Here is a 14,767-nt window from a genome sequence, read left to right on the forward strand (position 1 = left end):
ATCGCTCCGAACAACACTGACAATAATGTCAGTTGTCCAGTAACAATCTCAAAGGAAAACCTCTTGACGAGGTTCATACAATTTACTGGCTATTCGGCACGCTGTTGAGTTCTCAAAGAACACGCGCACACCATCACTCATCACTTCTGGTGATTCGATCTGGGGCTGATGTTCGCCGCGCTCCGTTCCGGTCTCTCTCCGGCCCGTTCCGCGCTGGCAGAGAGAAAGTTACACCTCGCCCAACGCAGACACAAATCGGGGGTCAGGAGCCCTGTCTTCGCAGGTAGGACCACGTGCGGTCGCCCCCGAACCGGATCATGTGTGATCGGGACCACTCACGCGAGTTTGCCGTGCGGTGCGGACGGCAGGTGCACGGCCACCGACAGCCCTCCGCCGGGCACCGCCGAGGCGTGCACCTGACCCTCGTGAGCTGCGACGGCGGCCTTCACGATGGACAGCCCGAGCCCTGTGCCGGTGCGCGCGGTCCGGTCCGTCCCACCCCGGCGGAACGGCTCGAACAGTTCGTCCACCCGGTCCGGTGCGATGACAGGACCGGACGACGACACCCGCAGCAACGTCCACTCGGGGCCGCCTTCGGTGCGCACCTCGATCCACCCACCGGGCACGTTGTGCCGCACGGCGTTCTCCAGCAGGTTTCCCGCGATCCGCTCCAGCAGCGCCGGGTCGCCGACTGCGGGCGCCGGCGCGGTCACGAACGACACCCGCAGCTGACGGTCCTCCGCCTCCGGCCGTGCGGCCTTCCACGCGGACTCGACCACGGCGTTCAGGTCCACCGGCTCACGCACCGCCAACCCGAGCCCGTCCGTGCGCGCGAGCAGCAACAACGCACTGACCAGCTGCTCGGCCCGTTCCGTCGCGGCACGCACCACACCCGCCATGCGGCGCAGTTCTTCGGCGTCGGCGTCCGGGTCGGCGAGCGTCACGTCCAGTTCGGTGCGGACCACGGCCAACGGTGTGCGCAGCTCGTGGGAGGCGTTGGCGACGAACCGCCGTTGCGACTCGAACGCCGCCTGCAACCGGTCGAGCATCTCGTCGAACGTGTCGGCCAGTTCGGCGACCTCGTCACGCGGGCCGTCCAGGCGCAGCCGCTCCCCCAGCGATTCGGCGGAGAGGCGGCGGGCCGCGTCGGTGACGTCGTGCACGGGTTGGAGCACGCGGCCGGTGATGGTCCACGCGAGCAGGGCGGCTGCCGCCACCACGCAGAGGAACGCGACCGAGCCGGACCGCAGCACGTCGTCCCGCGCTTGTTCGCCGAGCAGGTCCACGAGCGCGCCGGCGTCGACCTCGCGCCCGTCGACCACGACGGTGCTGCCCTCGGCGAAGCGGGGTGAGGAGGCGATGACCCGGCCGACGAGCAGCCAGCCGAGCAGGAGCAGCAGGCCGCTGACGAACGCGACCAGACCGGTCGCGAGGAGGGTGAGCCGCGTCCGCAGCCCGGGTCCGCGCCTGCGGGCGAGCTCAGAGTTCAGCGTGGGCCTGCTTCGGTGAAACCTGCCGAAGGAACGCGGTAGCCCGAGCCGACCACCGTGTCGATGATGCCCGGTTCGCCGAGCTTCTTGCGCAGCGTCATGACGGTGACGCGGACGGTGGTGGTGAACGGGTCGGCGTTCTCGTCCCACACGCGTTCCAGCAGTTCTTCGCTGGAGACGACCGAGCCCTTGGCGGCCAGCAGCACCTCCAGCACGCCGAACTCCTTGCGGGTCAGCTCGACCGGCTGGCCGCCGCGGCGCACCGTGCGGCGGGCCGGGTCGAGTTCGACGTCGCGGGCGGTGAGCAGTGGCGGGGTGGCCGGGGTGGCGCGGCGGGCGAGGGCGCGGACGCGGGCGACCAGCTCGGGGAACGCGAACGGTTTGGCCAGGTAGTCGTCGGCGCCGAGGGACAGTCCCGCGACGCGGTCGTCGATGCCGGCGCTCGCGGTGAGCATCATGACCCTGGTCAGGGCGCCGGAGCTGAGGATCTCCTTGCACAGTTCGTCGCCGGACATGCCGGGTAGATCGCGGTCGAGCACGACCACGTCGTACCGGGTCACGGTCGACTTCTCGTGGCCGGTCTCGCCGTCGTAGGCGACGTCAACGGCCATACCTTCGCGCCGCAGGCCACGCGCGATCGCGTCGGCCAACGGCACCTCGTCCTCGACTACCAGGATCCGCACCCCACAAAGGTGCCACACATCCCTGAGAGCGCGCTTAGCGTCAAGCTGTCGGAACGCTGTCGGCGTGCTGTCGCAGGGGTGCTCCCGGCCGGGGATCCCCTCGCACATACCCAACCACGGCGGACCGACGAATCGGCTCGCCGCGGGACAGGGTGTGGATAACTCCGGAGCTGGGGCGCGAGGGCTGTCCAGGATCCGGCTGGGGTGGGTGGACGGCGACCGAGTGCGTGACAGGGACGACCCACGTGTCCTGAGCGTTCAACTCGGGTGTTCTGAACGTAGGACACACGCGCTCCCAACGTAGGACACGCGCGTTCTGGACGTAGGACACACGGGGTTATGTGGGGGTTGAGGGGCGGTTGACGACGACTGTCGTGGCCGATTGGAGGGCGCGCAGTTCCAGGAGGGCCGGGTGCGCTTCGGCCAGGCGGGCGGCGTTGAGGAGGGAGCGGAAGGCCGCTGTCTCGCCTCGGGCGCGTTCCAGGGCCGCGCGGGCCTCTGAGCGGGCCACCAGTTCGGCCAGGGCGGCCTTGCGGAGCTCTGAGGGCATCACCACGTCCCGAACGGCTACCTCGCGGACCTCTATGCCGAAAGCCACGGCGCGAGGGGCCACGGCGGCCAGGGTCTCGGCGCCGATGGCTTCGCGGGACGGGTCGACCTCGTCGTGAGCGCGTGTGAGCACGGCCGTGCGGAGGGCGACCTGGACCAGCAGGTGCAGTTCCACCTCGGGCTCGGCCACGGTCCGGACGAACATCGCCGGGTCGGCGACCGCCCACACCACGACCAGGGTGACGCGGATCAGGACGCCGTCGGACGTGGGGATGTCCTGCCACGCGGGTGTGTGGGAGCGGGGGCGGACGTCGACGCGGTCCACGACGTCACGCCAGCGCAGGCGGTGGCGGCCGGGAGCCAGGACGTCCACCAGCTCGCCGTGCCGGAACACGACACCGCGTTCCCACGGCATGAGCGTGTGCTTCACCGGTCCTCCTCCACCCACAAGAGCGCGCAAGCCGTAGCGGACCGCGACCCCGGCCGTGGGGCGGAGGGCGGGAGCACGTGGCTCGCAGGGCCCTACGCCCCGTGGTCGGCCGGGGTCGCGGCAGTGGGAGTCGAACCCATCGCGTTCCGCAGACGCGCCTAACCGAAAGGCTTGCCCGGCTGAGATCGCGGTACCCGGTGAGGCAGTGCCGTCCGAGCCGCTGACCGGGCGTGGAGGAGGGTATCCGGCTTACTTCTCGACCGTCGCGCCCATTTCCGCGGGCTCCGCCGCCACGGCCCACTCGGTGATGTGCCGTGCGACGTCCTGTGCGGTCAGGCCGATCTCGGCCAGCACCTCGCCGCGCTCGCCGTGCTCGTGGAACGCCTGCGGGATGGCGAGGTCGCGCAGCGGGACGTCGACCGACGCGTCGCGCAGTGCCGCGGCGAGCGCCCAGCCGAAGCCGCCGTGCCGGCCGCCGTCCTCGACGGTCACCACGAGTCGGTGCCGTGCGGCCAGCTCGACCAGCTCACCCGGCACCGGGAACACCCAGCGCGGGTCGATCACGGTCACGCCGATGCCCTGGTCGGCGAGCCGTTGCGCGGCGGCCATGCCCAGCTCGCCGAACGCGCCCACGGTCACCAGCAGCACGTCCTCGCCGGACCGGTGCAGCACGTCGACGTTGCCGACGCGTTCCAGCGCGGGCAGGTCGGGTCCGACCGACGCCTTCGGGTAGCGCACCACGGTCGGCGCGTCGGAGATCCGCACGGCCTCGCGCAGCTCCTCGCGCAGCGAGGCGGCGTCACGGGGCGCGGCGACGTGGATGCCGGGGATGAGGCCGCAGATCGACAGGTCCCACATGCCGTGGTGGGAGGCGCCGTCGGGGCCGGTGATGCCCGCGCGGTCCAGCACGACGGTGACGCCCTGCTTGTGCATGGCGACGTCCATCAGCAGCTGGTCGAACGCCCGGTTGAGGAACGTCGCGTAGATCGCCACCACCGGGTGCATGCCGCCCATCGCGAGGCCCGCGGCGGAGGTCATGGCGTGCTGTTCGGCGATGCCGACGTCGAAGCAGCGGTCCGGGTAGAGGCCGGCGAACTTGTCCAGCCCTGTCGGGCCGCGCATGGCGGCGGTGATGGCGACCAGGTCGGGCCGCTCTCCGCCCAGGACGGCGATCTCGTCCGCGAACACGTGGGTCCAGGTGCGCTTGGACGGGCCGACGTTCTCGCCGGTGATGGGGTCGATGACGCCGGTGGCGTGCATCTGGTCGGCCTCGTGGTTCTCGGCGGGCGCGAAGCCGTTGCCCTTGCGGGTGACGGTGTGCACGATGACCGGTCCGCCGAACGACTTGGCGCGCCGCAGCGCCGACTCCAGCACCGCGTGGTCGTGGCCGTCGACCGGGCCGATGTACTTGAGGCCGAGGTCTTCGAACATGGCCTGCGGGCTGAGGGCGTCCTTGATGCCGCGCTTGGCCGCGTGCAGGGCCGCGTAGAGGGGCTTGCCGACGAACGGGGTGCCCTGCAGGGCGCTCTTGCCGCGTTCCAGGGCGCGTTCGTAGCCGGGCTGGAGGCGCAGCGACGACAGGTGGTCGGCCAGGCCGCCGATGGTGGGCGAGTAGGAGCGGCCGTTGTCGTTGACCACGATCACCACGGGGCGGTCGGCGCCCGCGGCGATGTTGTTGAGCGCCTCCCAGCACATGCCGCCGGTCAGCGCGCCGTCGCCGACGACCGCGACGACGTGCCGCCGCTGGCCGCCGAGCTGGTAGGCCTTGGCCAGGCCGTCGGCGTAGGACAGCGCGGTCGAGGCGTGGCTGTTCTCCTCGACGTCGTGCTCGCTCTCCGCGCGCGACGGGTAGCCGGACAGGCCGCCCTTCTGGCGCAGCGTGTCGAAGCCGTCGCGCCGGCCGGTGAGGATCTTGTGCACGTAGCTCTGGTGCCCGGTGTCGAAGACGACCGAGTCGTGCGGCGAGTCGAAGACCCGGTGCACGGCCATGGTCAGCTCGACGACACCGAGGTTGGGCCCGAGGTGCCCGCCGGTCCGGGAGACCTTGTCGACCAGGAAACGCCGGATCTCCTCCGCGAGCCGCACCAGCTCGTCGGCCCCCAACCGTTTCAGATCCGCCGGTCCGTGCACGGATTCCAGCAGCGTCACTCGCTCCACCTCGCCCTGTGGTTGGACACCCCGATTCGTCCGGTCAGTCTACGGACCACGGACTGAGATGCCGCTCAGCGAGCGGGCCTCAGCAGCGCGATGCACTCGACGTGATGAGTCATGGGGAACGCGTCGAACGCCCTGAGCTGGGTCAACTCGTAGCCGTGCTGGGCGAACGCGGCGATGTCGCGGGCCAGTGCGGCGGGGTCGCACGCGACGTAAACCACACGAGCGGGTCGGCTTCGGGCGATGGCGGTGACGACGACCTTGCCCGCGCCCTTGCGCGGCGGGTCGAGCACGACGACGTCCGGCGGCAGGTCGGTGAACCCGGGTGTCTCGAGCACCGCCTCCGTGCGGCCCGCGTACCAGCTGATCTGCGGCTGGTCGGACAGGTTGCGCCTGCCGTCCTCGACCGCGCCGAACGACGACTCGACCACGGCGACGGACCCGGAGGGGCCGACCTGCTCGGCCAGCACGGACGCGAACAGGCCCACGCCGCCGTACAGGTCCCAGGCGCGTTCACCGGGCTGGCAGTCCGCCCAGTCGCGGACGACGGCGGCGAACGTGTCGGCGGCGGCCGGGTGGACCTGCCAGAAACCGTCGGCGCGGAGGTTCCACGCCCGGCCGGCGGCGAGTTCGGTGGCCGGGCCGCTGCCACGACGCCGCCGGGACGGTCCGGGCACGGGACGGCCGCGGCGCACGACCGGCGGGCCGATCTCGGTCAGGTGCACCTGCGCGCCCGCGTCCCGGGTGACGACCAGCTCGGACTTCGGCGGCCACGTGCGGTCCAGGACGCCCTTCAGCGCGTCCGGCGCGGCGATGACGCAGTCGTCCACCGGGATGACCTCGTGGCTGCGGTGGGCGCGGAACCCGGCCCGGCCGTCGGGGCCGACGGCCATCCGCATCCGGGTGCGCCAGTCCTCCGGCCCGCCGGGCAGGTCCTCGACGATGACCTCCCAGTCGAGCTTGGCCAGCCGGTGCAGCTGCTCGCTGACCACGGCGGCCTTCAGCTCGCGCTGGGCCTGCCACGACGCGTGCTGCCAGTCGCAGCCGCCGCACAGGCCGGGCCCGGCGTACGGGCACGGCGCCTGGACGCGGTCCGGGGACGCCTCCAGCACCTCGACGGCGTCACCGCGGCAGAACGAGCCGCCGGTGTCCTCGGTGATCCGCACGACCACCCGTTCGCCCGGCAACGCGTGCCGGACGAACACGACGCGGCCCTCGTACCGGGCCACGCAGTGCCCACCGTGGGCCACCGCGCCGACCTCGACCTCGATGAGCCGCTGCTTCCAGGTCGCCGTCACTTGCCGTTCCCCTGATCCTCTTGGCCGCGCTTGTCCAGGCCGCGCCGGATGGCTCCGGGCGCGAGGACGTCCCTGTCGGTCACCTTCGAGGATGACGCCAGCTGCCACGGCACGCTCGTCACCATCACGCCGGGCTGGAACAGCAGCCTGCCCTTGAGCCGCAGCGCGCTCTGGTTGTGGAGGAACTGCTCCCACCAGTGACCGACCACGTACTCCGGGATGAACACCGTCACCACGTCCCGCGGGTTGTCCGTGCGGACCCGTTTGACGTAGTCCAGCACCGGCCTGGTGATCTCCCGGTAGGGCGATTCGATCACCTTCAGGGGCACCTTGAAGTTCTCCTTCTCCCATTCCCGCACCAGGCGGCGGGTGTCCCCGTCGTCGACGTTCACGGTGACCGCCTCGAGGATGTCCGGCCGGGTCGCCTTCGCGTACGACAGGGCACGCAGCGTGGGCATGTGCAGTTTGGACACCAGCACCATGGCGTGGTTGCGGGCGGGCAGCAGCTTCTGCCGCTCCTGCTGGCGCAGTTCCTCGGCGACCCGGTCGTAGTGCCGGCGGATCGCGGTCATCAGGGCGTAGATGGCGGCCATCACGGCGATGGCGATCCACGCGCCGTGGAGGAATTTGGTGATCAGCACGACGATCAGCACCGCGGCCGTCATCACCAGGCCGAACGTGTTGATCGCCTGGGACCGGCGCATCCGGCGGCGCGCCGCCGGGTCCTCCTCGGTGGCCAACAGCCGGTTCCAGTGCCGGATCATGCCGGTCTGGCTCATCGTGAAGGACACGAACACACCCACGATGTAGAGCTGGATGAGCTTGGTCACCTCCGCGTCGAACGCGATGACCAGCACGATCGCCGCGCCCGCGAGGAACACGATGCCGTTGCTGAACGCCAGCCGGTCGCCGCGGGTGTGCAGCTGGCGGGGCAGGTAGCGGTCCTGGGCGAGGATCGAGCCGAGCACCGGGAAGCCGTTGAACGCGGTGTTCGCCGCCAGCACCAGGATCAGGGCGGTGACACCGGTGATGAAGAAGAAGCCGACCGGGAAGCCCTCGAACACCGCGCCCGCGATCTGCGCGACCATCGTCTTCTGCTCGTAGCCCTCGGGAGCGTTGACCAGTTGGTGCGCCGGGTTCTCGGCCATCTTCACGCCGGTGAGCTGGGCCAGCACGATCAGGCCCATCAGCATCACGACCGCGATCATGCCCATCAGGAACAGCGTGGTGGCCGCGTTGCGCGACTTCGGCTTGCGGAACGCCGGCACGCCGTTGCTGATCGCCTCCACACCGGTCAGCGCGGCGCAGCCGGAGGAGAACGCGCGCAGCACGAGGAACATGAACGCCAGACCCATCAGGTGGTCGTCCTCGGCCCGCAGTTCCAGGCCCGCGCTCTCCGCGCGCATCTCGTCACCGAGGACGAAACCGCGGAACAGCCCGTAGCCGATCATGAGCATGATGCCGGCCATGAACGCGTAGGTCGGGATGGCGAACGCGCTGCCGGACTCGCGGATGCCGCGCAGGTTGATCGCGGTGAGGATGACGATCGCGGCCACCGCGAAGCCGACCTTGTGGGTGGCGACGAACGGGATGGCCGAACCGATGTTGGCGGCGGCGGCGGCGATCGAGACGGCGACCGTGAGGATGTAGTCGACGAGCAACGCGCTCGCCACCGTGAGGCCCGCTCTGCGACCCAGGTTGACCGTGGCGACTTCGTAGTCGCCGCCCCCGGAGGGGTAGGCGTGCACGTTCTGCCGGTAGCTCGCCACCACCGTGAGCATCACGATGACGACCACGATGCCGACCCACGGTGCCAGCGTGTACGCCGACAGACCAGCCACCGACAGCACGAGGAAGATCTCCTCGGGGGCGTACGCGACGCTCGACATCGCGTCCGATGCGAACACCGGCAAGGCGATCCGTTTGGGCAGCAAGGTGTGGGCTAGGCGATCGCTGCGGAAGGGCCTGCCGACCAGGAGGCGCTTGGCCGCGGTTGCGAGCTTGGACACGGGTCGAAAGCGTAAGGGGTGGTGACCTGCCGAGTGTTGTCGTCAGGTGAGCACTGGGTGGCTTGTGATGTGCGTCGCCGGTCTGGTGTGGCGGCTCGAACAGGTGGTCGTTCGCGTGTTCGTCGGGGAGTTCGTCATGTGTTCGATACGTTGGGCCTGCACCAGCAGGTAGGGCGCCGAGCACTGACGCAAGCCCCTCACCAGCGAGGATCGCGCCATGACCCGTCACGACGCGGCAGCGGTCGCGATCGGACGACGCGCCCTCGGCCACCCGCTCCGGCGACGGACCACGGAACGCGCACACGATGCACGCCGCCGGACAGGGACCACCAAGAAAACGGGACCACCAAGAAAACGCGGGCGACCAGCGCACCCGACACCGTTCGGGATGCGCGCGGTGCCGGGACGCGGGGCCAACACCCACTCTCGCTCACCGATTAGGAACGGTAGGTTCTCCGTAGGCGTCGTTCAGGAGGCTTTCGTGCACGTGGTGATCATGGGCTGCGGCCGGGTGGGCTCCTCCCTGGCCAAGGCTCTCGAACGCCTGGACCACCAGGTCGCGGTGATCGACAAGGACGCTCAGTCGTTCCGCCGGCTCGGCCCCGACTTCCACGGGCAGCAGGTCGTGGGCAACGGCTTCGACCAGAAGGTCCTGATCCAGGCCGGCATCGAGCGGGCGGGCGCGTTCGCGGCCGTGTCCAGCGGCGACAACTCCAACATCATCTCGGCGCGGGTGGCACGGGAGACGTTCGGGGTGGAGGCGGTGGTCGCGCGGATCTACGACGAGAAGCGCGCGGCGGTGTACGAGCGGCTGGGCATCCCGACCGTGGCGACCGTGCCGTGGTCCACCGACCGGTTCCTGCGGATGCTGCTGCCGGAGGGCACCGCGACCGTGTGGCGCGACCCGTCGGGCAGCGTGGCCGTGCTGCCGCTGGAGCTGCACGAGGACTGGGTGGGGCGCACGGTGCGCGACCTGGAGGAGGCCACCGGGTGCCGGGTGGCGTTCGTGATGCGGTTCGGGACCGGTGTGCTGCCCGATTCGAAGACCGTGCTGCAGGCCGACGACCAGGTGTACGTGGCCGCCCTGTCCGGCACCGTGACCGATGTGGCCGCGGCTGCGGCTCACGCGCCCGAGGAGAGCTGAGTGCGTATCGCGATTGCGGGTGCCGGTGCGGTGGGCCGGTCCATCGCGGCCGAGTTGGTGTCCGACGGGCACCAGGTGATGCTGATCGAACGGGATCGGACGCAGTTCGAGCCGCACACCGTGGAGCAGGCCGAGTGGGTGCAGGCCGACGCGTGCGAGCTGTCCTCTTTGGAGGACGCCGGGATGCAGCTGTGCGACGTGGTGATCGCGGCGACCGGTGACGACAAGGTCAACCTGGTGGTGTCGTTGCTGGCGAAGACCGAGTTCGCGGTGCGGCGCGTGGTGGCCCGGGTGAACGACCCGGCGAACGAGTGGCTGTTCACCGAGTCGTGGGGGGTGGACGTCGCGGTGTCGACGCCGCGCATCCTGTCGGCCCTGGTGGAGGAGGCGGTGACGGTCGGTGACGTGGTGCGGCTGATGACGCTGCGCCAGGGCCAGGCGAACCTCGTGGAGATCACGCTGCCCGGTGACACGCCGCTGGCCGGGTCTCCGGTGAACGGGCTGGCGCTGCCGCGGGACGCGGCTCTGGTGACGATCCTGCGCGGGGGCCGGGTCATCGTGCCGACGCCCGACGACACGCTCGAAGGTGGGGACGAACTCCTGTTCGTGGCCGCGGCGGACGTGGAGCGCGAGATCCGCTCGGCGCTCGGCTACTGACGCTGACGCCTGGCGGGTTGTCCACAGGCGGGGTCGTTCTGCCGAGTTGTCCACAGGCGACGACGAGCGCCCGGATTTCGTCGGTGCTCTCCGGCAGGATAAAAGCAGGGGTCCCCTGGCGGGGACCCCTGCGAAGCGTTCTGGGCGTGGAGCGTTCGGCGTGTGAAGCGCTCCGCGTGTAGTGGTGCGGCTACCGCTCGTCGGCCCGCGCGGGCTGGGGGCGGGGGTTGGCGGCGTCGTCGAGGATCTTGTCGGTGACGTCGTCGAGGATCTCGTCGGTGGCGGTTTCGAGCACCTTGTCGTAGATGTTCGGCCTGCCCTCGGCCTCGGCCTGGGCTCGGAGGCGTTCCTCCGCTTCCCGGTTCTCCTCCTCCTCGCGGGCGAGGGTGGCCTTGAGGCGCTTGTCCGAACGGCGCACCGCCCACACGGTGACGACCAGCGCCACCGCCATCAGCGGGTAGCCCATCGCCAGTCGCGCCGCCGCCAGCCAGCCGACCGACGCCTCGTCGTACAGCCAGCGCTGCACCACGAACCGGGCGCCGAAGACCAGCGCCCACACGAGGGTGGCGATGTCGTAGTCGCGGACACTCGCCTTGTCCCGCCGCCACGCCGTGCCCTGACCGTTGAGGAACGACCAGATCACACCCGCCAGAGGCCATCTGACCAGGATCGACACCAGGAACACGCCGCCGTAGACGAGGCTCTGCCAGATGCCGTAGAGGAAGAAGCCCTTGGCGTCACCGGTCCGGTAGGCGATGAACGCGGCGATGCCGACGCCGAACACCGCCGAGACGGCCGGCTGCACCGAGCCCTTGCGCATGGCCAGCACGATGCCGATCAGCACGGCCGACGCCAACGCGCTCCAGATCGCCGGCATGAGCCCGGCGAAGGCGTTGACCAGCACGAACACCACAACTGGCAACGAGGAGAACACCAGGCCGCTGACGCCGCCCATCTGTTCGAGCATCGTGGGCTGCTTCTCGGACTCGTTCACTTGTGTCATGAAGCGTTCTGCAACTCGTAGTAGGGGTTGTAGAGCACCTTGCGACCGTCCCGCACCGCGATCCGGCCCTTGGCCTTGATGGTGCGGCCGGGCTCGATGCCCGCGATCCGGCGACGGCCCAGCCAGACCAGCGTCACGCCCTCGGTGCCGTCGTACAACTCCGCCTCCAGCGTGGCGGCGGCGTCACGGGGGCACAGCTCGACGCTGCGCAACCGTCCCAACACCGTCACCTCCTGGCCGGATTCGCAGTCGCACGCGCGGATGGCCCCGACGGCCTCGGCTTTTCGGGACAGGTCGTCGGCGTCCAACTCGCTCACGTCGGTGGTCAGCCGACGCACGAGGCGGCGCCAGTAGCCACCCCCAGTACCAGTCATCCCCGACTCCTGGAATGCGCGGGGCCTCGACGACGAAGCCCGTCCAACAGCCAGCGTAACCGGGTACACCCAACCGGGTATCCGACTGGGGGAGGATCTGGCGACATGAGACAGCCACGCGCCGTTCTGCTGCCGGGCACCGCGTCCGACGAGGTGTTCGTGTCCTCGGCGTTCGCACGCCCGCTGGCCGAGGCCGGTTTCACCCTCGTCGCGCCCGCGTCACGAGGTGTCCGGGAGCACTTCGAGGCGTTGGACACCGCCTGGGACGGGACGCCACTGATCGTGGGCGGGGTGTCACTGGGCGCGCACGTGGCGGCGACGTGGGCGGTAAGGCACCCCGAGCGGTGCGCGGGGGTGCTGGTGGCGTTGCCGGCGTGGCACGGGCCCGCTGACGGCGCGCCCGCGGCCTTGGCGGCGTCGGCCAGTGCCTCGGTGGTGGAGTCGGCGGGCGTCGAGGCCGCGCTGGACGGGGTCGACGGGTGGCTCGGCGCCGAGCTGCGCCGGGCGTGGCCCCGGTACGGGACGCGGCTGGCGGCGGTGCTGCGGGAGGCGGCGGGGACGACCTCGCCGACGTTGGCCGAGTTGGGCGGGCTGACGGCGCCGGTGGGGGTCGCCGCGTGCACCGACGACCCCGTTCACCCGTTGGAGGTCGCCCGGACGTGGGTCGGGGCGCTCCCCCGTGCCGCTCTGCGCACGACGACGTTGGCGGCGTTGGGCGCGGACCGGGAGTCCCTGGGCCGCGCCGCGCTCGCCGCGTACCTCGACGCGTCAGCGCCGGCGCCGAGGTCGTCGGAGTCGGTGTCGAGGTCGGCGGTCGCGCCGGGTCAGCTCTCCTGCTGAGCCTGGATGTGCCGGGCGATCGCCTCGGGCAGCTCGATCGGCAACGGGGTCCGCACCGGCATCGCCTGCTCGCCGCGCACCACGATCGTGTCCCGCATCAGCGCGTACAGGGCGTCGGTCGCCCGGACGCTCTGCTCCTCCGTCGGCGCCGCCGCGATGCCGCGCAGCATCCACCGGGGGCCGTCCACGCCGACCACCCGGAGGTGCACCTCGTTGTTGCGGGCGAGGATCTCCTCGCCCCAGTCGCCGTTCTCCCGGATGATCCGGAAGCCGTCGGACTTGAACTGGGCGATCATCTCGCCGCTGACCTCCGGCCACAGCCGGTCGGACTTCGGCGCGGCGAACGCGCTGACGGTGAGCTGGCCGACCGTCGTCAACAGGTGCACCGCCCGGACCGAGCCCGCCGGGTCCATCTCCACCTGCAACTGCGCGCCCTCGGGCACGGGAAGCCGGATCGAACCCAGGTCCAGCCGGTTCAAGCCGTCGTTCGGGGCCTGCGACTCGTCGAACGGGCCGTCCTCGGCCGACTCGACGCCGTCGAACTCGACCTCCGGTTGCGCCGTCCCCCGGTTCGCGGAGTGCCTACCGCGCTTGCGGCGCTTTCCGAACATCGCCTTCACCCCTCCGTCCGGGCGAGCACGTCGTGCCCGCCTGTAGAGCCGTAGCCGCCCGCACCCCGCGCGGAGTCGGGCAGCTCGTCGACTTCGCGGAACACCGCGTGCTCCACCTTCTGCACCACGAGCTGGGCGATCCGGTCACCGCGCGTGAGCACGACGGCCTCGCGCAGGTCGTGGTTCACCAGGCACACCTTGATCTCTCCCCGGTAGCCCGCGTCGATCGTGCCCGGTGCGTTGACCACGCTCAGGCCGACGCGCGCGGCCAGACCGGAACGCGGGTGCACGAATCCCGCGTACCCCTCGGGCAGTGCGATCGCGATCCCCGTGCCGACCACCGCGCGTTCACCGGGTTCGATCACCACGTCGGTGGTGGTCACCAGGTCCGCGCCGGCATCACCCGGTCGGGCGTAGGCCGGGAGCGGGACGGCAGGATCGAGCCGGGACAACAGGACCTCGACGCTGGGCACGGCGCGCGAGACTACCCTGGTGGCGTGAGCGAGACTGCTGTGACCGCCCCGATCGTGTTCCGCGAGCGGTTGTACGTCCCCTGGTGGGGTTGGCCGTTGCCGCTGGCCGCGGCCGTGCTGCTGGCCGCCGAGATCCACATGGGGTTCCCGGGCGTCCGTTCGTGGCTGCCGTACCTGATCACCGTGCCGCTGGCGGTGCTGCTGCTGGTGCGGCTGGGTTCGGTGAAGGTCGAGGTGTCCGGCGGCGAGCTGCGGGTCGGCTCGGCGCACGTGCCGCTGGACCTGCTCGGCGAGGTCGAGGTGTTCGACGCGAAGAGCAAGCGGAAGGCGATGGGGCCGAACCTGGACCCGATGGCGTACGTCACGCACCGCGGGTGGATCGGGCCGATGGTGCGGGTCGCGTTGGACGACCCGGCGGACCCGACGCCGTACTGGCTGTTCAGCGTGCGTTCGGCGGAGAAGCTGGCGGCCCTGCTGCGCGATCGGTGAACTCCCGCCGGGCCGGGTCGACGGGGACTGGGCGCCACCCCGGCGGTGGGGGTGAGCGCCCAGATCTGGTCGTAGGTGTTTGTTGCTCGGTCGGTCGGTTTCGAGCGGGTCGTGCCCGGAGGTGCCTCAGGCGCAGTCGCGGCAGATGTACTGGCCGTTGACTTCCTCGGCCAGCCTGCTGCGGTGGTGCACCAGGAAGCACTTCGAGCACGTGAACTCGTCCGCCTGCTTCGGCAGGACCTTGAACGTGAGCTCCTCACCGGACAGGTCGGCGCCCGGCAGCTCGAAGTTCTCGGCGGTCGCGTCCTCGTCGATGTCGACGACCCCGGACTGCGTTTCATTGCGCCGCGCCTTCAGCTCCTCGAGGGAGTCCTCAGCGAGTTCGTCTGCCTCGCTGCGACGCGGTGCGTCGTAGTCGGTCGCCATACTTCTTTCACCCCTGCGGTCAACGGAGATACTCTTCGTGTCGCTGGTTAACGCACCAGCGCCCCTGTTTGTGCCCTCCGTCCCCAGTGACGGAGGTCTCGCTCTCGCGGCCGGGCGCCAACCCCCTGTTCGTCGAC

Annotated in this window: 15 protein-coding genes; 4 read left to right on the forward strand and 11 right to left on the reverse strand. The window is 70.6% G+C overall.

What is annotated here, in order from left to right; all coding sequences use genetic code 11:
* Window positions 1-335: 335 nt before the first annotated feature.
* The 6 genes from FM051_RS02135 to FM051_RS02160 form a co-directional block, all read right to left on the reverse strand.
* Window positions 336-1,490: a sensor histidine kinase gene (locus tag FM051_RS02135; protein ID WP_158840984.1), complete on the reverse strand. Its 1,155-nt coding sequence runs from the start codon at window positions 1,488-1,490 to the stop codon at window positions 336-338.
* Entirely contained in the window at window positions 1,487-2,173 is a 687-nt protein-coding gene (locus FM051_RS02140) for a response regulator transcription factor (protein ID WP_158840083.1), read from the reverse strand. The genes FM051_RS02135 and FM051_RS02140 overlap by 4 nt, the downstream gene beginning before the upstream one ends.
* Before the next feature lie 337 nt (window positions 2,174-2,510).
* Entirely contained in the window at window positions 2,511-3,152 is a 642-nt protein-coding gene (locus FM051_RS02145; RefSeq protein WP_238412081.1) for a slipin family protein, read from the reverse strand.
* A 249-nt stretch (window positions 3,153-3,401) separates the two neighbouring features.
* Complete coding sequence (gene dxs, locus FM051_RS02150) at window positions 3,402-5,300, reverse strand: 1-deoxy-D-xylulose-5-phosphate synthase (RefSeq protein ID WP_158840085.1); 1,899 nt, start codon at window positions 5,298-5,300, stop codon at window positions 3,402-3,404.
* A gap of 74 nt (window positions 5,301-5,374) precedes the next feature.
* Complete coding sequence (locus FM051_RS02155; RefSeq protein WP_158840087.1) at window positions 5,375-6,604, reverse strand: class I SAM-dependent RNA methyltransferase; 1,230 nt, start codon at window positions 6,602-6,604, stop codon at window positions 5,375-5,377.
* Window positions 6,601-8,613 (reverse strand): APC family permease, encoded by a 2,013-nt coding sequence (locus FM051_RS02160; RefSeq protein WP_158840089.1) that lies wholly within the window; start codon window positions 8,611-8,613, stop codon window positions 6,601-6,603. Before FM051_RS02160 ends, FM051_RS02155 begins: the two co-directional genes overlap by 4 nt.
* Window positions 8,614-9,001: 388 nt before the next feature.
* Between FM051_RS02160 and FM051_RS02165 the strand changes: the two genes are divergently transcribed.
* Complete coding sequence (locus FM051_RS02165) at window positions 9,002-9,757, forward strand: potassium channel family protein (RefSeq protein WP_420803562.1); 756 nt, start codon at window positions 9,002-9,004, stop codon at window positions 9,755-9,757.
* Complete coding sequence (locus tag FM051_RS02170) at window positions 9,758-10,414, forward strand: potassium channel family protein (protein ID WP_158840093.1); 657 nt, start codon at window positions 9,758-9,760, stop codon at window positions 10,412-10,414.
* A gap of 190 nt (window positions 10,415-10,604) precedes the next feature.
* Here FM051_RS02170 and FM051_RS02175 read toward each other — a convergent pair whose 3' ends face one another.
* Window positions 10,605-11,417, reverse strand: coding sequence for a DUF3159 domain-containing protein (locus tag FM051_RS02175; protein ID WP_238412082.1), 813 nt, complete (start codon window positions 11,415-11,417; stop codon window positions 10,605-10,607).
* The gene (locus tag FM051_RS02180; protein WP_158840094.1) at window positions 11,414-11,791 is read right to left on the reverse strand and encodes an OB-fold nucleic acid binding domain-containing protein; all 378 of its coding nucleotides are present in this window, start codon (window positions 11,789-11,791) and stop codon (window positions 11,414-11,416) included. Before FM051_RS02180 ends, FM051_RS02175 begins: the two co-directional genes overlap by 4 nt.
* 105 nt (window positions 11,792-11,896) lie before the next feature.
* Between FM051_RS02180 and FM051_RS02185 the strand changes: the two genes are divergently transcribed.
* Complete coding sequence (locus tag FM051_RS02185; protein ID WP_238412083.1) at window positions 11,897-12,631, forward strand: alpha/beta fold hydrolase; 735 nt, start codon at window positions 11,897-11,899, stop codon at window positions 12,629-12,631.
* Here FM051_RS02185 and FM051_RS02190 read toward each other — a convergent pair.
* The gene (locus FM051_RS02190) at window positions 12,616-13,242 is read right to left on the reverse strand and encodes a DUF3710 domain-containing protein (RefSeq protein WP_158840095.1); all 627 of its coding nucleotides are present in this window, start codon (window positions 13,240-13,242) and stop codon (window positions 12,616-12,618) included. The two genes, FM051_RS02185 and FM051_RS02190, sit on opposite strands and share 16 nt — an antisense overlap.
* A gap of 5 nt (window positions 13,243-13,247) precedes the next feature.
* On the reverse strand, window positions 13,248-13,715 hold the full coding sequence (dut, locus tag FM051_RS02195) for a dUTP diphosphatase (protein ID WP_158840096.1): 468 nt from the start codon (window positions 13,713-13,715) through the stop codon (window positions 13,248-13,250).
* Between the two features lie 24 nt (window positions 13,716-13,739).
* On the opposite strand from dut, the gene FM051_RS02200 reads away from it, so the two are divergent.
* Window positions 13,740-14,204: a DUF3093 domain-containing protein gene (locus tag FM051_RS02200; protein ID WP_238412084.1), complete on the forward strand. Its 465-nt coding sequence runs from the start codon at window positions 13,740-13,742 to the stop codon at window positions 14,202-14,204.
* Between the two features lie 126 nt (window positions 14,205-14,330).
* Here FM051_RS02200 and FM051_RS02205 read toward each other — a convergent pair whose 3' ends face one another.
* Window positions 14,331-14,630, reverse strand: a complete 300-nt coding sequence (locus FM051_RS02205; RefSeq protein WP_053717171.1) for a DUF4193 domain-containing protein — start codon at window positions 14,628-14,630, stop codon at window positions 14,331-14,333.
* Between the last annotated feature and the right edge of the window lie 137 nt (window positions 14,631-14,767).

The organism is Saccharothrix deserti (genome assembly GCF_009769385.1).
GTDB classification, from domain to species: Bacteria; Actinomycetota; Actinomycetes; order Mycobacteriales; family Pseudonocardiaceae; genus Actinosynnema; species Actinosynnema deserti.